The organism is Cupriavidus numazuensis (assembly GCF_905397435.1).
Lineage (GTDB): Bacteria > Pseudomonadota > Gammaproteobacteria > Burkholderiales > Burkholderiaceae > Cupriavidus > Cupriavidus numazuensis.
This window is the reverse complement of record NZ_CAJPVI010000022.1, coordinates 82,824-103,629: the sequence shown is the minus strand read 5'-3', so window position 1 is coordinate 103,629 and position 20,806 is coordinate 82,824. Positions and strand designations below refer to the sequence as shown.

Annotated in this window: 17 protein-coding genes; 8 read left to right on the top strand and 9 right to left on the bottom strand. The window is 65.8% G+C overall.

What is annotated here, in order from left to right:
- Window positions 1-69 precede the first annotated feature (69 nt).
- From KHO41_RS18635 to KHO41_RS18625, 3 genes are read left to right on the top strand one after another with little or no spacing between them, the layout of a single operon-like run.
- Entirely contained in the window at window positions 70-2,451 is a 2,382-nt protein-coding gene (locus KHO41_RS18635; RefSeq protein WP_211954758.1) for a xanthine dehydrogenase family protein molybdopterin-binding subunit, read from the top strand.
- 3 nt (window positions 2,452-2,454) lie between these two features.
- Window positions 2,455-3,282, top strand: a complete 828-nt coding sequence (locus KHO41_RS18630; RefSeq protein WP_211954757.1) for an FAD binding domain-containing protein — start codon at window positions 2,455-2,457, stop codon at window positions 3,280-3,282.
- 8 nt (window positions 3,283-3,290) lie between these two features.
- Complete coding sequence (locus KHO41_RS18625; protein WP_211954756.1) at window positions 3,291-4,463, top strand: xanthine dehydrogenase family Fe-S subunit; 1,173 nt, start codon at window positions 3,291-3,293, stop codon at window positions 4,461-4,463.
- A gap of 30 nt (window positions 4,464-4,493) precedes the next feature.
- Here the strand turns inward: KHO41_RS18625 and KHO41_RS18620 are convergent, their stop codons facing one another.
- The 7 genes from KHO41_RS18620 to KHO41_RS18590 form a co-directional block, all read right to left on the bottom strand.
- Window positions 4,494-5,291 (bottom strand): anti-sigma factor family protein, encoded by a 798-nt coding sequence (locus KHO41_RS18620; protein ID WP_211954755.1) that lies wholly within the window; start codon window positions 5,289-5,291, stop codon window positions 4,494-4,496.
- Window positions 5,288-5,797 (bottom strand): RNA polymerase sigma factor, encoded by a 510-nt coding sequence (locus KHO41_RS18615; RefSeq protein ID WP_211954784.1) that lies wholly within the window; start codon window positions 5,795-5,797, stop codon window positions 5,288-5,290. The genes KHO41_RS18620 and KHO41_RS18615 overlap by 4 nt, the downstream gene beginning before the upstream one ends.
- A 70-nt stretch (window positions 5,798-5,867) precedes the next feature.
- On the bottom strand, window positions 5,868-7,346 hold the full coding sequence (locus tag KHO41_RS18610; RefSeq protein WP_211954754.1) for a YncE family protein: 1,479 nt from the start codon (window positions 7,344-7,346) through the stop codon (window positions 5,868-5,870).
- A gap of 15 nt (window positions 7,347-7,361) precedes the next feature.
- Entirely contained in the window at window positions 7,362-7,817 is a 456-nt protein-coding gene (locus KHO41_RS18605; RefSeq protein ID WP_211954753.1) for a DUF305 domain-containing protein, read from the bottom strand.
- 923 nt (window positions 7,818-8,740) lie between these two features.
- Window positions 8,741-9,730: a Bug family tripartite tricarboxylate transporter substrate binding protein gene (locus tag KHO41_RS18600; RefSeq protein WP_211954752.1), complete on the bottom strand. Its 990-nt coding sequence runs from the start codon at window positions 9,728-9,730 to the stop codon at window positions 8,741-8,743.
- Between the two features lie 83 nt (window positions 9,731-9,813).
- The gene (locus KHO41_RS18595) at window positions 9,814-10,830 is read right to left on the bottom strand and encodes a tripartite tricarboxylate transporter substrate binding protein (RefSeq protein ID WP_211954751.1); all 1,017 of its coding nucleotides are present in this window, start codon (window positions 10,828-10,830) and stop codon (window positions 9,814-9,816) included.
- A gap of 3 nt (window positions 10,831-10,833) precedes the next feature.
- Complete coding sequence (locus KHO41_RS18590; RefSeq protein WP_211954750.1) at window positions 10,834-11,589, bottom strand: GntR family transcriptional regulator; 756 nt, start codon at window positions 11,587-11,589, stop codon at window positions 10,834-10,836.
- Between the two features lie 99 nt (window positions 11,590-11,688).
- Between KHO41_RS18590 and KHO41_RS18585 the strand changes: the two genes are divergently transcribed.
- The gene (locus KHO41_RS18585; protein WP_211954749.1) at window positions 11,689-12,537 is read left to right on the top strand and encodes an amidohydrolase family protein; all 849 of its coding nucleotides are present in this window, start codon (window positions 11,689-11,691) and stop codon (window positions 12,535-12,537) included.
- A gap of 22 nt (window positions 12,538-12,559) precedes the next feature.
- Here the strand turns inward: KHO41_RS18585 and KHO41_RS18580 are convergent, their stop codons facing one another.
- Together KHO41_RS18580 and KHO41_RS18575 are read right to left on the bottom strand one after the other, a co-directional pair.
- Window positions 12,560-13,876, bottom strand: a complete 1,317-nt coding sequence (locus KHO41_RS18580) for a type II toxin-antitoxin system HipA family toxin (protein ID WP_211954748.1) — start codon at window positions 13,874-13,876, stop codon at window positions 12,560-12,562.
- A gap of 7 nt (window positions 13,877-13,883) precedes the next feature.
- Window positions 13,884-14,252: an XRE family transcriptional regulator gene (locus tag KHO41_RS18575; protein WP_211954747.1), complete on the bottom strand. Its 369-nt coding sequence runs from the start codon at window positions 14,250-14,252 to the stop codon at window positions 13,884-13,886.
- A gap of 220 nt (window positions 14,253-14,472) precedes the next feature.
- On the opposite strand from KHO41_RS18575, the gene KHO41_RS18570 reads away from it, so the two are divergent.
- The 4 genes from KHO41_RS18570 to KHO41_RS18555 all read left to right on the top strand — a co-directional run bounded on the left by KHO41_RS18570 (window position 14,473) and on the right by KHO41_RS18555 (window position 20,745).
- On the top strand, window positions 14,473-14,907 hold the full coding sequence (locus tag KHO41_RS18570; RefSeq protein WP_211954746.1) for a cobalt-zinc-cadmium resistance protein: 435 nt from the start codon (window positions 14,473-14,475) through the stop codon (window positions 14,905-14,907).
- 190 nt (window positions 14,908-15,097) lie between these two features.
- Window positions 15,098-16,459, top strand: coding sequence for a TolC family protein (locus KHO41_RS18565; RefSeq protein WP_211954783.1), 1,362 nt, complete (start codon window positions 15,098-15,100; stop codon window positions 16,457-16,459).
- Window positions 16,460-16,461: 2 nt separating this feature from the next.
- Entirely contained in the window at window positions 16,462-17,622 is a 1,161-nt protein-coding gene (locus KHO41_RS18560) for an efflux RND transporter periplasmic adaptor subunit (RefSeq protein ID WP_211954745.1), read from the top strand.
- Window positions 17,623-17,628: 6 nt separating this feature from the next.
- Window positions 17,629-20,745 carry an efflux RND transporter permease subunit gene (locus KHO41_RS18555; protein WP_211954744.1) on the top strand — a complete coding sequence of 1,039 codons (3,117 nt, stop codon included), beginning with the start codon at window positions 17,629-17,631 and terminating at the stop codon, window positions 20,743-20,745.
- The last annotated feature ends 61 nt before the right edge of the window (window positions 20,746-20,806 follow it).

The window sequence follows — 20,806 nt, the reverse complement described above, 5'->3', positions numbered from 1 at the left end:
CTGAGTATGTGAAGGGTCGCGGCGGGCACTCCGCCCGCCGTGGCCGCCGGCCACGAAGACAGGACATCGATGGAACCGAATCATTCAGGGGAAGGGCGGAGCCAGGGGGTCGGCGCGCGTGTCGCGCGCAAGGAAGACGCCCGGCATCTGCACGGCAAGGGCCGGTTCGTGGCGGATATCGCCATGCCGGACCTGCAGGAAGTGGCATTCCTGCGCAGTCCTGTGGCGCATGCAAGGCTGCTCGCGGTGACGAAGCCGCAGGGTCTGGCCGCGTCCGTGATCGTGCGCGAGGACATGCAAGAGGCGAAGGACATCGTCGCCGACTCGGCGTTTCCGTCCTATCAGCCCTCGGCGCAGCCGCCGCTGGCCAGCGGCAAGGTGCGCTTCGTCGGCGAACCCGTGGCGATGGCGTTTGCCCCGACCCGCGCCGAGGCCGAGGACATCGCCGAGCAGGTGGCCCTCGATCTGGACGAGCTGACTGCGCTGACCGAAGTCGCGCAGGCGCAGCAACTGGCGGGCGAGGTCCGCGTGCACGAGCACTGGCGCGACAACAACTTCCTGACGCTCACCGCCGACAAGAATTTCGAAGCGCGGCAGCGCGAGGCAACCGTCGTGGTGCACCGCAAGATCGACCTGGCGCGCCAGTGCATGGTGCCGATGGAAGGCAAGGCGGTACTGGCCTATTGGGACCACCAGTTCGACCAGCTCGTCGTGTACAGCGCCACGCAGGTGCCGCACATGATCCGCACCATCCTGAGCCACTGTCTCGGGCTGGAGCAGGAACGCGTGCGCGTGATCTCGCCCGACGTGGGCGGTGCGTTCGGCTACAAGTGCGTGCTGCAGCAGGAGGAGCTGTGCATCGCGTGGCTGGCCATGACGTACAAGCGGCCGTTCCGCTTTATCGAGGACCGGCGCGAGCACCTGACCGCCGGCGCCAATTCGCGCGAGCATCACTACGAACTGACCGCCTATGCCGATGCGCGCGGCAGGCTGCTGGCGCTGGACGCGAAGATCGCCATCGACGGCGGTGCCTACTCGGTCTGGCCATTCACGATCGGCCTGGAGCCAGGACAGGCCATCGGCAACTTGCCGGGCCCGTATGCGTTCGATGCTTATCGCTGCGAGACCGTCTGCGTCGCCACCAACAAGCCTGGCTTCGTGCCATACCGCGGCGTGGCGCGTACCGGCGTGTGCTTCGCGATGGAATTGCTGATCGACGCCATCGCGCGCGAGGTCGGCCGTGAGCCCTGGGAAATCCGCTGCGAGAACCTCGTACCGCCGCAGGCCATGCCCTACATCAACGTAACCAACAAGCATTTCGACGGCGGCGACTACCCGGCCAGCGTGCGCAAGGCGATGGAGATGATCGACCTGCCCGCAATCCGTGCGCGCCAGAAGGCCGGCCCCGAAGGGAACCGCTACGTGGGCGTGGGCTTTGGCACCTACACGGAGCAATCGGCCCACGGCACCTCGGTATTCGCGGCGTGGGGCACGCCGGTGATTCCGGGTTTCGATTCCGCTACCGTGCGTATCACGCCGGATGGCGGCCTCGAAGTGCGCGTAGGCGTGCATTCGCACGGGCAAGGCATGGAAACCACGTTCGCGCAGATTGCCAATGAAATCCTCGGCATCGATGTTGCGCGGATCAAGGTCGTGCATGGCGATACGGGGCTGACGCCGTTTTCGACGGGCACGTACGCATCGCGCTCGCTGGTGATGTCGGGCGGCGCGGTGTCGCGCGCATGCAAGGCGCTGCTGCCGCGGCTGCTGAAGATCGGCGCGCACATGCTCGGCCAGCCAGCGGAATCCGCACGCTTCGACGCGGGACACGTGCGCGCGGGCGAAGCCAGCATCGCCGTCGATCGCATCGCCGATGCCTGGTACATCAACCCGCACCTGTTGCCGGCCGACGTCGATGCACAGGGCCTGGAGACGACCATGGGATTCAAGCCGGCCGTCGATACGGGCAGCTTCACGTACGCCACGCATGCCGTGGCCGTGGAAGTTGATATCGATTCCGGCCACGTCGAGATTCTCGACTACGTGGTGGTCGAGGACTGCGGCACCATGATCAATCCGATGGTCGTGGAGGGCCAGACCTACGGCGGCGTGGCGCAGGGCATCGGCACCGCGATGTTCGAAGAGATGCGCTACGACGGCAACGGCCAGCCGCTCGCCTCGACGCTGGCGGACTACATGCTGCCGGGACCGACCGAGATTCCGTCGATCCGCATCCACCATTTCGAAACGCCGTCGCCGCATACGGAGTTCGGCGCCAAAGGCATGGGAGAGGGCGGCGCCATCGCACCGCCGGCCGCGATCTTCAATGCCGTGAACGATGCGCTGCGCGATTTCGGCATCGAACTCAAGGAAACCCCACTGACCCCAAGGAAGGTGCTGGAGGCGCTGGATGCTGCCGCTACCCAATCCGAAAGCAGGAAGGCTGCCTGACCGATGAAAGCCGTCGCTTTTTCCTATCAAGCCCCGGACTCGCTCGCCGATGCGCTCACGCGTCTTGGCGCGGGCACCGACGTTGCCAAAGCCATGGGCGGGGGCCAGTCGCTTGGCCCCATGCTGAACCTGCGCCTGACTCGCCCCGATACTGTCGTCGACGTATCGCGGCTGGCGGAACTGCGCGAGGTCACGGCCAGTTCCGACTATGTGCGCATCGGCGCGTGCGTGACCCATGCGCAGATCGAAGACGGCGTCTTCGACGCGTTGCGCGGCACCATGCTGCAAGCCGTGGCGGGCGGTATCGCCTACCGCGCGATCCGCAATCGCGGCACCGTGGGCGGCAGTCTCGCGCATGCCGATCCCGCGGCGGACTGGGTGGTGACCATGACCGCGCTCGGCGCACAGGTCCAGATCGCCTCGGCCGCTGGCACCCGCGTAGTACCGATGGATGCCTTCATGATCGGCGCCTACACCACGGTGCTCGAAGAGGGCGAACTGATCGCCGCAGTACGCGTGCCGCCGGCAAGCGCCGATACGCGATGGGGCTATCAGAAGCTGTGCCGCAAAACCGGAGAGTTCGCGGAGGCCAGCTGCGCCGCGTACTTTGACGCGAGCCGCCGCTTCGCACGCATCGTGCTTGGCGCGCTCGACGGCCCGCCGGTTGTCCTGCGCGAGCTGACCCGTGCCGTCGCGGCGCAAGGCGCCGCCGCGCTGACCGTGCAGGCCGTGGACGAGGCCATCGCGCTCGCCGCGCCGGACAAGGACGCCATCGACCGCAAGCTGTGCCGCACCGTCGTCACGCGCTGCGTCATGCAAATGCTGAACTGAGGAACCCTGTGCAAACCATCGCATTCACCGTCAATGGCCGGCAGGTATCCGGCGCGTGTACGGACCGTACGCATCTCGGCGACTTCCTGCGCGACACGCATCGCCTGACGGGCACCCACCTCGGCTGCGAGCACGGCGTCTGCGGCGCCTGCACGGTGCTGGTCGACGACAAGCCCGTGCGCTCGTGCATCAGCTTCGCCGCTGGTTGCGAGGGGGCCGATATCGTCACCGTCGAGGGCTATCAGGACGATGCCGTCATGGCCGACCTGCGCGCGGCGTTCAATCGCCATCATGCGCTGCAATGCGGCTTCTGCACGCCGGGCATGCTCGCCACCGCGCGCGATATCGTGCTGCGGCTGCCCGATGCGAACGAGGCCACCATCCGCCATGAACTCTCGGGCAACCTGTGCCGCTGTACGGGCTATATGGGCATTGTCGCGGCCATCCGTTCGGTGCTCGACGCGCGCCGGCCGGACCCGGGCGCCGTGGTGCCAGGCGCGCCTTTGGCCGCTGCAACAAAGGGGTTCACCGGCTTTACCGTCTCCGACGAAGCATTGGGCGCTGCGCCAGCGCATGCCGCCACCGCGGCCAATGAAGCGGGGCGCGCCGCGGACCGCAAGGGCTGGTCCCGCATCGAAGGCAGCTTCACCGTGCCCTATCCGCTCGACGCCGTATGGGCATTCATGGCCGACCTGCCGGCCGTTGCAGGCTGCCTGCCGGGCGCGGTATTGACCGAAATCGAGGGCGAGAAGGTCAAGGGACACATCGCGATCAAGTTCGGCCCCATGTCCGCACGGTTCGAAGGTGCGGCAAGGCTGCAGCGCGATGACGTCCACAAGCGCGGCGTGCTCAAGGGCGCGGGGCAGGATTCGCTGAGCAACTCCAAGGCCGCCGGCGATATCGCCTACCAGCTCACCGCGCACTCGGCCAGCGAGACGGAAGTCGAAGTGGACCTCCAGTATTCGCTGCAAGGCCCACTCGCTCAATTCTCGCGTTCCGGACTCGTGCGCGATTTCGTGCGGCGCATGATTGCCGACTTCGGCAAGTCGGTTGCGCGCAGGATGGATCCCACGCTGAGCGAAGCCGAGCGGATGAAGACTGTGCAGCTTAACCCCGTCGCGCTGTTCTTCGGCGTGCTGTGGGAGCGCGTGAAGCGGCTGTTCGGCGCAGGCGGGCGCTGATGCGCAGGCCCGCCCGGCGTTAGGTCGGCACTACGCTGGCGCGGGCTTGCGCACCTGCTCGCCGATCTGCCGCCGCATTTCGTCGGCGAGCGGATGCAGGCCGCTGGTGGAAGCCGAGGCGACCAGGCTGTAGCCGAGTCCCTGGTCTGCCCACGAATAACCGGCAATGCCGGCCTGGCGATGGGCCTTCATCGGCGTGTCCTGGTCGACCTGCATTGGCCGCACCAGCATGGCCACGCGCGAGCCGTGCCCGTCGTCGTACATGAACAGGCCGGCCGGGCCGTGCTCCGTCGCCACCAGGCGCCCCCCCATATAGCGGTAGCCTGACTGGCTGAGGTCCGGGACTGAAATAGGGCGCTGCAGCCGTGCCGATACCCATCTGACCAGGTCGGCACGGTCGTTCGCGCTGATCTCCACGGGGCGGTTCAGGTCCAGGGCGAAGACCTGATAACTCGCCGTCGCCTCGCGCGCCAGGGCGGCAATGCCGCCTGATGCCGGCTCGGTAGCGCCGCGGCCCATCCATCCCGCCAGGCCGCCCACGCACAGCGCAACGACCACCGACGCGGCCATGCGCCACGGGGCAGCCGTGCGCGCACGGCGCGCGGCGAGCATATGGCGCAGGTTCAGTTCGGGCGGGATCGGCTCGCTTGCAACCGGCGCGAACGTGTCGCGCAAGCGTTGGCGCTGGACGATATAGCCATCGACGCGGCGCGCGACGTCCGGGTGGTCGCGCAGATAGGCCTCGATCTCTTGCCGGCGCGCTTCGTCGAGCGCGTTGTCGACATAGGCCTGCAGGTCTTCTTCCTGCACGGGCCGGTTCTCGTTCATTTGACCCTCCGCAATGCCGGCTTCCGGGGCGATCCCGTTGCCGTCGCCGTCTCGTCGCCTTCCATGATCCGCTGCAGCCTGTCCCGCGCGCGCGACAGGCGCGACATCACCGTGCCAATCGGGATGTCGAGCACGCGCGCGGCATCTGCGTACGACATGTCTTCGACCGATACCAGCAGCAGCACGCTGCGCTGCTCTGCCGGCAGCGCGTCCAGCGCGCTCATGAGATCCCGGTAGCGCAAGGCATCCTCCTGAGTCGCGCGGGTGCTCAGCGATTCGGCCACATCGTCGATGTCGACATGCAGACCCGACGTGCCGGCGTGGCGGCGCAGCGCCGTCATCGCCAGGTTGTGCAGGATTGCAAACACCCAGCTGCGCGTGTCGGCGTGGTGGCGGCGGCTGTCCCAGTGGGTGATGACCTTTTCGAGGCAGTCCTGCACGAGATCGTCGGCGGCAGCCGCGTCGCGCAGCAGCGCGCGGGCGTAACGCCGCAGCGCCGGGATCATCGGCTCGACTTGCTGCAACAGGTCCTTCACGACCAATCCTCCCGCCTACGCATGGACAACACGGCGCCTCCTACATGGCCTGTATCTGCACCGGCGCAGCGGGCTTGCCATGGTCGGATGGTGCGATCACAAGATAGCGTCGCGTTTCGGTGCCGGCGATGCCCTGCACAACCTGGCGGATCGGCCCGATCGCATTGACGATGGCGGCGCCCGCAGGGTTGGTCATGAAGTTCGCGAGCGGCTCCAGCACGCCGCTGCCATCGGCCTGGCTCGCCAGTGCCAGCACATATGGCTGCTTCGGCTGGAGTCCCGTGGCGGATGCCTGCAGCACCTGCAGCAGGCCCTGGTCGAATAGCGTCACGCTTGTCGGCGCATTGTCGCTCGCTCCGGGCTTGCCGTTGACCACGGGCAGCAGCCGCAGTTGCGTGGTCTGGCCGGCCAACCCGATCGGCTGCAGCCCTTGCGTTCCCGTGCCTTCGGGCACCGCATCCGGCACATAGACGATGGCCTGCGGCGCCTGGCCTACCGGCACAGAGCCAACAACCTTGTTGGTGGCCGTATCGATCGCCGCGAGGCTGTCCGCGTTTTCGAGCCCCACGTAGATGCGCTTGCCGTCTCCGGATGGCCACAGGCCGTGTGGCAGGCTTCCCACCGGAATGGTCGCGACCTGCGAGAAGTCGTCGGTTCGGAACACCTTCACCTGGTTCAGCCCGCCGATGGTGATATAGGCGAACGTGCCGGCCGCAGTGTGCGCAAAGTTGACGTGGTTGGTGATCGGTCCCGTCTCGATGGTCTTGATCATGCGGAACGGCGGACGCGCTTCGAACACCTGGGTCTTGCCGATGTCCTTGAGCGTGAACCACACCTGCGAGCCATCCGGCGTAGCGGCAATGTTCGGGCAGAACGGGCTTTCCTGCTTCACGCGTGCGACGACCTTGTGATCCGCGACGGTCACCACTGCGGTCTCAGGATTGAACGACGAGCAGATATAGCCGTACTTGCCGTCCGGCGAGAAGATCTGCATGCCGGGGCCTGCGGCGACGGTGATGCGGGTCTTTTCCTCGAACGTCTTCGCATCGATGACCGAAATGTAGTTCTCGCCGCGCACCGTCACCCACACTTCCTTGCCGTCGGGCGTGTAGAACGCTTCATGCGGCGAACGGCCCACGTAGGTCACGTGCTTGACGGCATTGGTCGCGGTGTCGATGAAAGACACCGAGTTGGAGCCGATCGACACCACGGCCAGCGTGCGCCGGTCGGGCGAAAAACCGAGGCCATGCACCAGCACCTGACCACGATACAGCGGGCTGAAATTGCCCGGCGCAGGATCGCCCAGGCGGATCACGCCCAGCAGCTTGTTGTCGGCCGGGTCGGTCACCGACACCGTGTTGGAGAACTGCTCGGCTGCATAGATGCGGTCGCGGTGGCTCACTGGCACATCGGGCGCGCTCAGCGGGCCGGGCGCTTGTCCGGCCAGGCTGACGCCGGACAGGCCGAGCAGCAGCGTGAAGGTCAGGTTCTTGAACGACTGGACAGGATTCCGGTTCATGGCTTGGTCTTGTTGTCAGTGTGCGTGCGTGGAATGGTTGTGCCCGGCAGCTTGTGGCAGGGGCTGATCGGCGATGGCCGGTTGGGTCGGCGCCGGCGCGGAGGGTGGCAACGGCTGGCCGAGCGCGAGCCGCATCGCGGCGATTTCCTGCAGTTGTTCGACGACGATTTCCTGCGCGATGCGCCGCAGCTGTTCATTGCGCCCGTAGCGCAGTTCGGCCATGGCCATGTCGATCGCGCCCTGGTGATGCGGGATCATCATGGCCGCGAAATCCTGATCAATATCGCCGCTTGATTTGACGGCCATGCCGTCCATCATCCGGGTCATGGCGGCCTCATTCTCGGCCGCGAACTTCTGCTGGTCGTTGGTGGCCTGGGCCGCAGCGATAGCCGGCAGCAGGAATACTGCCGTCAATGCCAGGACAGTCCGGGCAGAGGCAGAAGGTCGCGGTGGGCGGGGCGGGAGAGCCATGATTCCTCGTGGTTCAGGCGGTCCGGGGAGCGGACCCATGCCTGGTAGACGCACGAGGGGGTGGGTTTATTCCATCGTGGATTGGATTTTTTGGGTTCTTTGCCGGAGGCTGGTATGTGCCGCTGGGTGGGCTGGGTTTGTCGCTCTTCGCTGGCGCTGCTGTTTCGCCGGCGTAGCCGGCGAGTCACTTTTGTCCGAGCGACAAAAGTAACCAAAAACGCGTTTTGGTTGCCCCAAAGGGGCGAATTTTTATCGTAGTGTGCGAGGGGTGTTGTACGGGTATGGGCTTCAGAGTCAGTTACGCTGCCTGCCGCGTGGGGCACCACCGTGAGTGGGAATACGGCGCTGATTGAACGAGCCCTGCAAGCGTTCGTGGCCCCTGCTGCGGGCGATATCGTGTGATCGCCTTCGGCTGCGCTGCGCGCAGAGCCCAAGTCTGAGCACGCAGGCCCAGGGCGAACTACGCCTCGGTGACGATGCCCACCATGACATGCGCGAACTAAAGAGAGGAGATGGACCTCGGGAGTCCACGACGCTGATGAGCTTGCCCCCAGACGACGACGTGCGCGCAGCGCAGCCGAAGGCGTCCCACCGCTGACCTTATTGAAACGCTGTACCCGAGTCCGTCTTGGGGATCGTCCAAAAGCCGTGCCGCGCCAGGCACAGGTTCTGACTCACATGGCGTAGCAGGGTCGAACGGCTGACCACCATCGCAGGCGTCCAAAGCCGTTGGAACCCCTGCCGCCGTGGAATTGATGGCCAGCGGCAACGACGCGCTTTTTGGTTACTTTTTGTCGCTCGGACAAAAAGTGACTCGCCGGCTACGCCGGCGAAACGGCGGCGCATGCCAAGAACGACACCTCAACCCCAACCCCCAAACCCCCCCCCCCAACAAACCAGCAGTCAAATGTCAAAAACGACCATCAATCCGGCTTGATCTGCGCGCGCGCAATAATCGGCTTCCACCGCGATTGCTCCTGCGCGATGAAGCGCGCGAATTCTTCCGGCGTACTACCCACCACCAGCGCGGCATCGGCGCCGAGCCGCTGTGCCGACGCCGGGCTCTTCACCGCCTTGATGGTGGCGTCCGCGAGCTTGTCGGTGGCGGGCTGGGGAAGACTTGCCGGCGCGAGCAGGCCGTACCACTGCGTCATCTCGAAGCCCGGGTAACCCTGTTCCGCGACGGTGCCGACGTCAGGCAGCTGCGGAATGCGCTGCGACGTGCCGGTGGCGATGCAGCGCAGCTTGCCGGCCTTGATGAACGGCAGGATGGCCGGCGCACCGACCGCGGCCGCATCGAGCCGGCCGGACAGCAGATCGGTGATCTGCGGGCCACTGCCGCGGTAGGGCACGTGGGTAATGAAGGTGCCGGAGGCGGCCTTCAGGTACTCAAAAGCCAGATGGCCGGCGCTGCCATTGCCGGCCGAACCGTAGTTGAGCTTGCCGGGCTTGCTCTTGGCCAGCGCGATGAACTCCTTCAGGTTCTTCGCCGGCACGTCGGGATGGATCACATACAGGCTCGGCACTTTGGATAGCAGCGAAACCGGTCGGAAGTCCTTGTTCGGGTCGTAGGGCAGCTTCGCGAAGATGTAGGGATTCACGGCGAGCGTACCGATGTGGCCCAGGATCAGCGTGTGCTGGTCATCCGCGCGCGCGACTTCTCCCATGGCGACGTTGCCCGCGCCGCCCGGCTTGTTTTCGACGAACACCGATACGCCAAGCAGGCGCGTCAGTTCGGCGGCCGTCGAACGTGCCACGATCTCGGAGCTGCCGCCCGGTGCAAACGGCACCACCAGCCGGATGGGTTTGGCCGGCCATGCCTGGGCGCGCGCGAGCGAAGGCGCAAGGGCGCCGGCGCCGAGCGCGGCGGCGAGTTTCAGGACGTCACGGCGGACGGGGTCAAACTGGGTCATGCAATTCTCCGGTGATGCGTAATGGCTTGGCTTAGTGGCTTGGCTTAGTGGCTTGCATTCGTGGCGGGCGGGCTGCGGTCACCTCATTCCGGCTTGACGTTGCCATCCTTGATGACCTTGGCCCACAGGCGGGTCTGGTTATCGATATAGCGGGTGGCCTCGGCCGGCGGCGCGGCCACGACCTCGCCGCCCAGTTCCGCAATGCGCTTGCGCACGTCGGGGCTGTTCATGACTTTCTGCAGCGCGTCGGACAGCTTGCCGGCAATCGGTTGGGGCGTGCCGGCCGGGACGAACGCGGCATTCCACTCATAGACCTCGTAGCCGGCTACGCCGGCTTCTTCCATGGTCGGCACCGACGGCAGCGCTGGCGTGCGCGTATGGCTGGTCACGGCAAGCGGCCTGAGCTTGCCGGCCTTGATGTGCTGCAGGCTGGAGGCCACGTTGGCAAAGAACAGCGGCACCTGGCCCGCGATGACATCCGTCATGGCCGGGCCGCCGCCTTTATATGGCACGTGCAGCAGGTCCACGCCGGCGCGCTGCTCGAACAGCACGCCGGACAGGTGCTGGGCAGAGCCATTGCCCGACGAGGCGAAGGCCACCGTGCCCGGCTTCTGCTTCGCCATGGCGAGGACATCCTTGACCGATTGTGCCGGGAATCCCTGCGTGGCCACCAGCACATTGGGATAGCGGGCCAGCACGCCAATCGCCGTGAAGGCCTTGGCGGGGTCATACGGCAGGCGCGGATACAGGCTTGGATTGACCGCATAGGACGAGGCATCGACCATCAGCGTGTAGCCATCCGGCGCCGACTTGGCGACGTACGATGCGCCGATCTGCCCGCCGGCGCCGGGCCGGTTTTCCACGATGACTGACTGGCCCAGTTCACGCCCGAGCCCGGGCGCGATCAGGCGCGCCATCAGGTCCGCACCGCCGCCGGGCGGGTAGGTCACGACAATGGTGATGGGCCGGCTCGGCCACTGCGCGGCCGACTCCGTGGCCTGCGCAAGGACGGGGCTGAGCAGCAGGCTGGTGGCCACGGCGGCTGCGATGCGTGTTGTCGAAGGATTCAAGCTTGTCTCCACGTCAGTGTTCTTTTTCATGGGTCAGCGGATGTCCGCCTGGTAGCGGAACGCGTAGGCGTCGCCCTGTGTCAGCCGGTACTCCGCACAGTTGCCCTGCAGGTCATACGCGCGCCGTGTCACGAGCGCGCATGGGTGGCCATCGGGCAGCTCGAGCAATTCGGCCTGGTCGGCATCGAGCGTGCGGAATGTCACTTCGTCGACGGCACGGTGGATCGTGATGCCGCATTGCGAAGCCAGCAGCGGATAGAGCAGGTCGCCCCATTCAGCCTTGGGCAGGCGCTGCAGCGGCTCGCATCGCGGCAGCGGCAGCCAGATCGATTCGAGCAGGCGAGGCTTGTCATCGAGCCAGCGGCGCCGCGAGATCGCCAGGCCGCGCGCGCCTGTATCCAGCCCGAACAGCGCCGCGATCGACTTCTCCAGCCGCACGGCGCGGCACGACAGGATCTCGGAACGCGGGATAGCCACGACAGGCGCGCCGGCATCGGCCCGGAAGCGGAAGAACCGCATCATGCTGGCACCGGTGAGTCCATTGCGCACGAAGGTGCCTTTGCCCTGCACCCGCTCCAGCAATCCCTCTTGTACCAGTACGGCTATGGCCTGGCGGATGGTGCCGAGCGCCGTGCCAAATTCGGTGGCAAGCGTGCTTTCGGCAGGAATCGCCGCGCCGGGCGGCCATTCGCCGTCCACGATCTTGCGCTGCAACTGGGCCGCGATTCGGCCATAGCGGCTTACGCCGACGGCGGTTGCGGTGCTGGGCAGCGGGTCGTTGTCTTGCATCTGCTGTTCGTGTAGATTGATGTCCTCTAGAGGACTAGAGTATAGAGGGGAGCGCCTGATGCCATATCAGGGCTTACCCGCATGCGAGGAACAGCGACGATGACGCGCAACGCGATGCCACTGGTGGATTGCCACTTTCATCTGTTCGATGCCGGAACCGGCATGCCCGCAGCGCGGTACCGGCCTGCATACTCCGCGCGCATTGAAGACTGGCAGGGCCTGCTGGCGCCGCTGGGGGACCTGTATGGCGTCGTTGTCCAAACCAGCTTTCTCGGCACGGACAATGCGGCGCTGCTCGCGGCGTTGCGCGCCAGGCCCGGGCGGCTGCGCGGCGTGGCCGTGGTGGATCCTTCCGTGACGGACGACCAGCTGGCTGCCATGCAGGCGGCGGGCGTGCGAGGCATCCGGCTCAATTTCTTCGGCGACCCGGAGTGGCGCCGCATTGGCACAGCACCGTGGCGGACATTGTTCGAGCGGATTGCCGTGCTCGGCTGGCATGTGGAACTGCATACCGCGAACGGGCAGGGTGGTGCGCTGCTGTCTGAACTCGACGCTTCACTTGGCGATTGCGGGGCATCTGTCGTGCTCGACCACTTTGGCAGGCCCGGCGAACAAGGCGTTCGCGATCCGGTCTTCGCGGTGGCTGAGCGGACGCTGCAGCGTCGGCAGGTGTGGGTAAAGCTCAGCGCGCCATACCGGCTCCCGCCCGGCACGGACTGGCGTTCACTTGCGATGGCGTGGTGCCGGATCGTGGGGCAGGACCGGTTGCTGCTTGGCAGCGACTGGCCGTGGACCAATCATGAATCGCCTGCCCGCGCAGGCGAATGCGCGGCGCTGTTCCGGTGGCCGTGCGAACGGGCTGATGGTGGCGGCGCGGAGGGGGATGGCGGGTTTGCCGAGTCGCTGCGCTGGCGGAATGCGGCGGTGCTTTACGGGTTTGGGTTGTAATGCTGGGGATCAGCGCCAGATATCAGGAACGCCGAAAGGGACTGGCACGCTTTTTCCGCGCTGGCGCGGATGCATACCGGCTCGGGTCAAAGCCGATACGCTGAGCCAGGAGGTCTTCGCCATCGATGCGTTCGCCGAGGATGTCGATGTCGCGCTCCGTTACGCCGATGTGCGCAAAGTGTTCGCGCCACAAGTTCACGACTTTGATGACGGCTGCAATTTCGGCTGAGGCCTCTGCTGGCAGCAAGCCGAAGGCCTCGCATTGCGACATTGCGTTTTCGAGCGTCGAATCCCGGCCGTGCGCGCCACAGATGAACTCCTGGTACCCCTGTCCCGAATTCGTCGGCAGGACGTCATACGCCGGCGCCAGCTTCAGGCGGCCATTGCCGGCCGGATTCACGACGAGGAGCGAGTGGTTCTTTTCGTGATCATCGGTGTTGTCGATCAGGATGTTGAAGACCATGCGGCGGAAGAGCTCGCGCGCGTCACGCTGGTTGATGTCACCTTCGGAGATGCCGACCCGGCGGAGGATTCGTGCCAGTTCGGGGTAGCCGGGCTCAGGCTCCTCGCCAGACGCGGTGGCTGCCCGGATGGCGGTGCCAGCCGAGATACTGTGGATGCGCCGGCCCCGCTCGCGGTCAAAGCGGCGAATGGCAAGGGCATGCGAGCCGACAAGGCGGATGACCTGCGTGCTGGCCACGGTGATACCCGCGCGCTCGGCCAGCGTCATCGTCGCGTGCTCGATGAGCGGGGCGTCGACGGGCTCGTTGTTGAAGAACTTGACTACCCACTGTTCGCCGTCGATGTCGATGAGCGCCTTGGGCTTCGCGCCACCGAGCGGACTGCCGCCGCCGGCAATGATGCGGGCTTCCAACGCGGTTATGGGCTCCGAAGCTTCGATCTTGGCGGCGACCTCACTGAGTCGTTGCACATCTTCGAGCCTTGGAAGCGGGCTCTTTGTTCGCGGGCTGTAAGTGTCTGGTGACGTGGAGACGCCGAGCGCGCCGAAACGGTCGTCACCGGCGTAGTAGAGGTACTCCATCAGCGACAGACGCCTGGGTTTGTCGACGAAGCGAATGACCTTTTCACCCCAGCGGTCCGGCCGCGCGTCGTCGACGGCGCCGACCGCGCGCTGCGTATCCGCCGCCAGCCTGGCCGGCGGCAAGAACTCGATGTCGACGAGGGGGAGATCCTCGCTCAGTGCGAATCCGTCGGCCAGCCATTTGTCACCGTAATGCAGGGAGACACCCTTTCCGGCGGAGACCAGCTTCAGCGTACCGACGTATCGTGGCGCGGCGGGTTCAGCGAGGTACCACAAGTACAGATCGTCCAGGCGCATTTCAGCCTCAGCCCTTTGCCCGATTCGTGCGCAGGCGAGCTTCCGCCGCTGCCTGGGCGCGTGCCCGGCCCAGTTCGACGGCCTCGCGGACATCCATTTCGATCGCACCCTGGTCATGTTCCGGGGCTGCGAGGTTTCCTAGTTCACCGTCACGCTTGATCAGCCAGAGCGCCGTCGCGACGATACCGATGCCGACGGCCGGATCACCGGCTTCCAGCCTTTGCAACGTCGGCACGGAGACGCCCATTCGCTTTGACCACGTTTTCAAGGACTCCTTGCGGCGCAAACGGGCCACGGCAAGGTCGGCGCCAAGCTTTTCAATGGCGGCAGCAGTGGCGGGCGGTAGTTGCAGGAGGGCGCGTGCGGTTTTTGGCATGCATATAGATTAGGTCAAAATGGCTGGTTTCGTAAATATCTATATGTATGAACGATAGCGGGGACGGTAAGCCGTTCTTCCATTCGCTGCTTCGCAAAGGGAACGAAAGTAACGATTCCCAGTCAATCGTAATCGTTAAGTTACAATGCTGTACCGCAGCACGGCCTCCGGCGCATCCAAAAAGTGCGTCATCAGGCCCTGCTGAACGCCCCCCGGACCCATGAGATTCCTGTTTCTGCTGCTGACTGCCATGTGCCTGTCGCTGCTCTCCTATGGAGCAGTGGCGGACGCACACGCGGCTGTGCAGGGAAACATTGCCGCGGTGGCCGCGCAGGCGATCACCGTGCCGGACAAGGTCAGCGACGTCGCATCGCTGCCCTCGGTCGACGCGACCGGCCGGCTCATCGTTCCTGGCGATGACGGGCTGAACGACGACGACATCGTCGACGAACCGCCGCCGGGCTACTGCAATATCTGGTCGGCGGATCTGCTCGATCCGCTCGATCTGCTGGACGAAATCGAAGAGTCCAGCGCCTTGTTCGACCTGCCGACCGTGAAGCTGCTCCTGCCCGCGGACGATATCTGGCAGGCGCCCGCCGGGCGCACCGCGCCGCCCGCCACGGCTTTCTTCAAGCCGCCCATTTCCCTCGCCTGATTCCCTTCGCGCCCTGTGCATGGCATCGCCATGCCCGGGCCGCGTCCCATTGCCTGCCCAGAACTCCCGGCTTGCCTTCGCGGTAGCCGGCTGAGTCCGTTGCGGTCCGTCTTCCGTCCGTCTCGCGCATCACGCGAGGGGCGGGGGATGACGCATGGCGCAGGCAGCCTATGGCTTGCTTTCCCGACTCATGACACACACCAAGCTGACCCTGATCGCGTCGCTTTCGCTGGTGGCGTTCGCGGCCGTGCCGGCCCAGGCCAGCGACGACGTGCGCCCGCCGGCCGCCGTCGTCCTGGCTGGCGGCAACGTTGCACCGCCCGCATCCGCTGCTCCCGCGACCGGTCCGTCCTATGGCCTGCAGCAACTGCTGGCGCTCGCGCAATCCACCAACAAGGGCGTCGAGGCCGCGCAGGCCAATGTCGATGCCGCCAATGCCGCCATCACGAGCGCGCGCGCCTATCCGAACCCGCAGGTCGAGGTCATGTACGGCCGCCTGCAGGGCAAACAGCCTGGCGTAACCAGCGGCAACGCGCCCACCTACGCCATCACCCAGAAGCTCGACTATCCGCACCAGCGCAGCCTGCGCCAGGACATGGCTTCGCGCGGCCTGGAAGCGTCTCAGGCCGTGCGCCAGGGCTTTCGCGCCGAATTGGCCGCGCGCGTGAAGACGGCGTATTTCGAGGTACTGCGCCGCGAGAGCGAACTCCAGGCCGCGTCCGAAGACCTGGCGATGATGCGGCAGATCCATTCGCGCGCGCGCCTTCGCGTGGAAGTGGGCGAGGCGCCGCGCTATGAACTGATCAAGGCCGAGACCGAATTGCTCGCGACGCAGAAAAGCGCGCAGACGGCGGAACTGCGCGTGAACCAGGCCAAGGCTGCGCTGCGCCAGCAGGTGGGCGGCGCCATGCCGGCGCAGTTCTCGCTGGACGGCAATCTCGGCCAGGTGCCAGAGGTGCCGCCGCTGCCGCAATTGCGTGGCACGATGAACGCCAGCAACGCCGAACTGACCCAGCGCCGCATGGAGCTGGAACGTGCCCGCCTTGGCGTGGATTACCAGCGTTCGCTGCGCTGGCCCGAAGTCGCCGTGCGCGCGAGCACCGATCGCCAGCCGGATAACAACGTGTCGCAGATCGGCCTGGTGCTGACGATTCCGCTGTGGGATCGCCGCAGCGGCCCGGTGGGCGAAGCCACCGCGCAGGCCACGCAGGCGCGCACCGCGCTGGAAGCGCGAGAATTCGAGCTGACCCAGGAACTGGAAACTGCTTACCGCCAGTACGAGATCACGCAGTCGCAAGTGACTGCACTGGAATCCGGCATCGTGCGCGAAGCCGAAGCCGCGCTGAACGTGGCCGAGTCCGCCTACCGCTTTGGCGAGCGCGGCATTCTCGATTACCTGGACGCGCAGCGCGTGCTGCGCGGCGCGCGCAATGAACTGATCGCGGCGCAGTTCGACCTGCAGGTCGCAGCGATCCAGATCGAAAAGCTCATGTCGACGGCCCCGGGCACCGCGCCTGCTGCGCTGCCGTCTTCCACCATCCAGAACCGATAATCATGCGCCCCAATTTCCTGCTTTCGCTGACGGCCACTGCCGTCATGGTGTTTGCCCTGGCAGGCTGCACGAAGGAGCCTGCCCAAGCGACCGAAGCCCCCAAACTGCCGCCCGGCGTCATCAAGCCCGAGCCCAACCTGATGCAGACCCTGAAGGTCGCGCCGGTTTCCACGTCGCCGTTCAGCGAGATGCTGCGCGTGGCGGGGCGTATCGATTTCGATGAGCAGCGCGTGTCGCGCGTCGGCGCCAGCGTGACCGGGCGCGTGACCGACCTGTATGCCAGCCTGGGCCAGGAGGTCAAGGCGGGTCAGGTGCTCGCCCGCCTGCACAGTACTGAACTCGGCGCGGCCCAGATGGCCTTCCTGAAGAGCGAGGCGCAGCACGAACTGCAGGCGCGCAACGCCGAACGTGCGAAGCAACTCTATGCCGCCGACGTGATCGGCCGCGGCGAGCTGCAGCGCCGCCAAAGCGAGCTGGCGATTGCATCGGCCGAAATGCGCGCCTACCGCGACCAGCTGCGCGTGCTGGGCATGTCGCCGGCCGCCATTGCGGAGCTGGCCAAGAACGGCAGCATCAATTCGCATTCGCCCGTGTATTCGAGTCTCAGCGGCACCGTGGTGGAACGCAATGTGGCGCAGGGCCAGGTCGTGCAGCCTGCTGACGCGCTCTACACCGTGGCCGACCTGTCGCGCGTATGGGTCGTGGCCGAGGTGCCCGAACAGCAGGCCGCGCAGGTGGCCGAAGGGCAGAGCGTGGAGATCGAGGTGCCGTCGCTGGCCAATGGCAAGGGCAGCCAGACCATCACCGGCAAGCTGATCTATGTGGGCCGCACGGTGAACCCGCAGTCGCGCACGGTGCTGGTCCGCACGGAGCTGGAAAATCGCGAGGGCCGTCTCAAGCCCGCCATGCTGGCGAGCATGCTGATTGCCAGCAAGCCTGCCGACCAGCTCGTGGTGCCGGCTTCCGCCGTGGTGCGCGAAGGGAACGACGAACTCGTCTACGTCGAAATGCCCGGCGGCCAGTTCCGCCAGACGCGCGTCAAGCTCGGCGCAGAAAGCGACGGCATGCGCGTGGTGCTCAACGGCGTGAAGGCCGGCGACCGTGTCGTGGTGGATGGCGCCTTCCATCTCGACAACGAGCGCAAGCGCATCGAACAGGGGTAATCGGCCATGATGAAATCCCTGGTTGAAGCCGCCATCAAGCAGCGGCTGGTGGTGTGCGTGCTGGCCGTGGTGCTGTTCTTCTTCGGCCTGCGCGCGGCCACCAAGCTGTCGGTGGATGCGTTTCCCGATGTGACCAACGTGCAGGTGCAGATCGCCACCGAAGCCACGGGCCGTTCACCGGAAGAGGTAGAGCGCTTTGTCACGGTGCCCGTGGAAATGGCCATGACCGGCCTGCCCGGCCTGGAAGAGATGCGTTCGCTGAACAAGGCGGGCCTGTCGCTGATCACGCTCGTGTTCACCGATGCGACGGACGTCTACTTCGCGCGCCAGCTTGTGATGGAGCGGCTGATCGAAGTGTCCGGACGCATGCCCGAAGGCGTGACGCCGGTGCTGGGCCCGGTCTCGACCGGCCTCGGCGAGGTCTACCAGTACACACTGGATCGCCCCGATGACGGCAACCGTGAACTGACGCAGGAGGAACTGGCCGAGCGCCGCATTGCCCAGGACTGGGTGGTGCGTCCGCTGCTGCGTTCGATCCCCGGCGTGGCCGAGATCAACTCGCAGGGCGGCTACGTGCGCCAGTACCAGGCGCTGGTCAACCCCGAGCGCATGCGCCACTACGATGTGTCGATCCAGCAGGTCTACCAGGCGCTGGCGCGCAACAACGCCAACTCGGGCGGCGGCGTGCTGCCGCACTACGCCGAGCAGTACCTGATCCGCGGCGTGGGCCTGGCCAAGGGCGTGGATGACCTGGGCAGCATCGTGCTCAAGGAAGTGGCCGGCACGCCGGTCTACCTGCGCGATGTAGCCACCGTGACCATCGGTCACGAGGTACGCCAGGGCGCGCTCGTGAAGAACGGCCAGACCGAGGCGGTCGGCGGCATCGTCATGATGATGCGCGGCGGCAATGCCAAGGAAGTGGTGAGCCGCGTCAAGGCGCGCGTGGCCGAGATCAACGCCAAGGGCATGCTGCCCGGCAAGCTGCAGATCGTGCCGTACTACGACCGCAGCGAACTCGTCGATGCCGCGCTGTGGACGGTGACCAAGGTGCTGCTCGAAGGCGTGGTGCTCGTGGTGATCGTGCTGTTCCTGTTCCTCGGCGACGTGCGTTCGTCGGTCATCGTGCTTGCCACGCTGGTGCTGACGCCGTTGCTGACCTTCATCGTCATGAACAGGATGGGACTGTCGGCCAACCTGATGTCGCTGGGCGGGCTTGCGATCGCGATCGGCCTGATGGTGGACGGCTCGGTGGTGGTGGTCGAGAACGCGTTCGAGCGGTTAGGCCACAAGGAACCGGGGCTCACCAAGACCCAGATACTGGTCAAGGCCGTGCAGGAAGTGGCCACGCCCGTGATCGTCGGCGTGGGCATCATCATCCTGGTGTTCCTGCCGCTGATGACGCTGTCGGGCATGGAAGGCAAGATGTTCGCGCCGCTGGCGTTCACGATCTCGATTGCGCTTGCGATTTCGCTGCTCCTGTCGCTCACGCTGTCGCCGGTGCTGAGTTCGTACCTGCTCAAGGGCGGTGCCGAACACGACACGAAGATCATCGCGTTCATGAAGCGGCACTACCTGCGCATGCTGCACTGGGCGCTGGGCAACAGCCGCAAGACGGTGATCGGCGCAGTGGGTGCCTTCATGCTGACGGTGGCCATCGTGCCGCTGCTTGGCACATCGTTCATTCCCGAGATGAAGGAAGGTTCGATCGTGCCGGCCATCGACCGCGTGCCGAACATCTCGCTCGAAGAGTCGATCAAGCTCGAGAAGGAGGCCAACAAGCTCGTGCTCGGCGTGCCGGGCGTGAAGTCGGTGGTGTCCGGCGTGGGCCGCGGCGAAAGTCCGGCGGACCCGCAGGGCCAGAACGAATCGACGCCGATCGCGAGCCTGAAGGACCGCGACGAGTGGCCCGATGGCTGGACGCAGGACGACATTGCCAATGCCATCCGCGAGAAGCTGAAGGCCATTCCGGGCGTGCAGATCGTGATGGCGCAGCCGATTTCCGACCGCGTCGACGAGATGGTCAGCGGCGTGCGTTCGGACGTCGCGGTGAAGGTGTTCGGCGACGATCTCGACAAGCTGCGCGAACTTGCGGGCGAAATCGCGCGTGTGGCGGGCGGCATCCAGGGTTCGCAGGATATCCGCATCGAACGCGTGTCGGGGCAGCAGTACCTGTCGATCGAGATCGACCGCCAGGCGATTGCGCGCTACGGGTTGAACGTGTCCGACATCCATGACGTGATCGAGATTGCCATTGGCGGCAAGCGTGCGACGGATATCTTCGAGGGCGAACGTCGCTTCGCGGCGGCGGTGCGCTTGCCGGAGGATTTCCGCAACAACGTGCAAGCCATCCGCCAGTTGCTGGTGGCGACGCCCAACGGCACGCAAGTGCCGCTGCAGAGCGTGGCGAAGATCGAGGTCAGCGACGGCCCCGCGCAGATCAGCCGCGAAATGGCCAAGCGCCGCGTGGTGGTGATGATCAACGTGAAGGACCGCGATCTCGGCGGCTTTGTCGCCGAGTTGCAGCAGGCCGCGGGTGCCAAGGTCAAGCTGCCGGAAGGCTACTACCTCGAGTGGGGCGGCCAGTTCCAGAACATGGAACGCGCCATGGGCCACCTGAAGATCATCGTGCCCGTGACCATCGCCGCGATCTTCTTCCTGCTGTTCCTGCTGTTCAACTCGCTGCGCTTCGCCACGCTGATCATCACGGTACTGCCGTTCGCGTCGATCGGCGGCATCATCGGGCTGTTCGTGACTGGGGAATACCTGTCGGTGCCGGCATCGGTGGGCTTTATCGCGCTGTGGGGCATGGCCGTGCTCAACGGCGTGGTGCTGGTGTCGTACATCCGCACGCTGCGCGATTCGGGCCTGTCCGTGACGGAGGCGGTGGTGCAGGGGGCGACCCAGCGCTTCCGGCCGGTCATGATGACGGCTACGATTGCGATGCTTGGCCTGGTGCCGTTTCTGTTCTCGTCCGGCCCGGGCTCGGAAGTGCAGCGACCCCTGGCGGTGGTGGTGATCGGCGGGCTGATCACGTCGACACTGCTTACGCTGGTGATGGTACCCACGCTGTACCGCTGGTTTGACGACCGCAAGGCGGATCCGACCAAGGATGTGCCGGTCTGATGCGGTGATCTGAGGTCGCCGGCCCGACGACAAAAGGCGCTTCGCGCGGTGCGCGGAGCGC

What these genes read in the sequence shown, in the direction of transcription:
- KHO41_RS18605 (WP_211954753.1), bottom strand. Translation starts at nt 7,817, where the DNA reads ATGGCTCTCCCGCCCCGCCCACCGCGACCTTCTGCCTCTGCCCGGACT.
- KHO41_RS18555 (WP_211954744.1), top strand. Translation starts at nt 17,629, where the DNA reads ATGATGAAATCCCTGGTTGAAGCCGCCATCAAGCAGCGGCTGGTGGTG.
- KHO41_RS18635 (WP_211954758.1), top strand. Translation starts at nt 70, where the DNA reads ATGGAACCGAATCATTCAGGGGAAGGGCGGAGCCAGGGGGTCGGCGCG.
- KHO41_RS18570 (WP_211954746.1), top strand. Translation starts at nt 14,473, where the DNA reads ATGAGATTCCTGTTTCTGCTGCTGACTGCCATGTGCCTGTCGCTGCTC.
- KHO41_RS18595 (WP_211954751.1), bottom strand. Translation starts at nt 10,830, where the DNA reads ATGAAAAAGAACACTGACGTGGAGACAAGCTTGAATCCTTCGACAACA.
- KHO41_RS18580 (WP_211954748.1), bottom strand. Translation starts at nt 13,876, where the DNA reads ATGCGCCTGGACGATCTGTACTTGTGGTACCTCGCTGAACCCGCCGCG.
- KHO41_RS18585 (WP_211954749.1), top strand. Translation starts at nt 11,689, where the DNA reads ATGACGCGCAACGCGATGCCACTGGTGGATTGCCACTTTCATCTGTTC.
- KHO41_RS18610 (WP_211954754.1), bottom strand. Translation starts at nt 7,346, where the DNA reads ATGAACCGGAATCCTGTCCAGTCGTTCAAGAACCTGACCTTCACGCTG.
- KHO41_RS18630 (WP_211954757.1), top strand. Translation starts at nt 2,455, where the DNA reads ATGAAAGCCGTCGCTTTTTCCTATCAAGCCCCGGACTCGCTCGCCGAT.
- KHO41_RS18560 (WP_211954745.1), top strand. Translation starts at nt 16,462, where the DNA reads ATGCGCCCCAATTTCCTGCTTTCGCTGACGGCCACTGCCGTCATGGTG.
- KHO41_RS18615 (WP_211954784.1), bottom strand. Translation starts at nt 5,797, where the DNA reads ATGATCCCGGCGCTGCGGCGTTACGCCCGCGCGCTGCTGCGCGACGCG.
- KHO41_RS18620 (WP_211954755.1), bottom strand. Translation starts at nt 5,291, where the DNA reads ATGAACGAGAACCGGCCCGTGCAGGAAGAAGACCTGCAGGCCTATGTC.
- KHO41_RS18600 (WP_211954752.1), bottom strand. Translation starts at nt 9,730, where the DNA reads ATGACCCAGTTTGACCCCGTCCGCCGTGACGTCCTGAAACTCGCCGCC.
- KHO41_RS18575 (WP_211954747.1), bottom strand. Translation starts at nt 14,252, where the DNA reads ATGCCAAAAACCGCACGCGCCCTCCTGCAACTACCGCCCGCCACTGCT.
- KHO41_RS18590 (WP_211954750.1), bottom strand. Translation starts at nt 11,589, where the DNA reads ATGCAAGACAACGACCCGCTGCCCAGCACCGCAACCGCCGTCGGCGTA.
- KHO41_RS18565 (WP_211954783.1), top strand. Translation starts at nt 15,098, where the DNA reads ATGACACACACCAAGCTGACCCTGATCGCGTCGCTTTCGCTGGTGGCG.